1 pseudogene is annotated in these 244 nt (G+C 58.6%); it reads left to right on the plus strand.

Annotation, left to right across the window (positions count from 1 at the left end):
- Window positions 1-72: 72 nt before the first annotated feature.
- Window positions 73-244, plus strand: a pseudogene (locus SB719_RS22075) (CDP-diacylglycerol--serine O-phosphatidyltransferase); the annotation flags it as partial.

The following is a 244-nucleotide window of genomic DNA, read 5'->3' on the forward strand; positions in this document are numbered from 1 at the left end:
CTGGCGCTCTGCAGCTGCTGGCAAATTGGAGGCGCGAAGAATCGTCACAAGCTCTGACAAGTGAGCAGTAGGCTGCTGGTGGCTGCTGCTGGCATGCTGATGGTCAGCAACATCAAGTACAACAGCTTCAAGGAGCTGGACCTCAAGGGGCGTGTGCCGTTCGTGGCGATCCTGGCGGTGGTGCTGGTGTTTGCCGTCGTATTCAGCGACCCGCCGCGTATCCTTCTGCTGATCTTCCTTGCCT

Source organism: Pantoea sp. SIMBA_079 (assembly GCF_046940275.1).
GTDB classification, from domain to species: domain Bacteria; phylum Pseudomonadota; class Gammaproteobacteria; order Enterobacterales; family Enterobacteriaceae; genus Pantoea; species Pantoea borealis.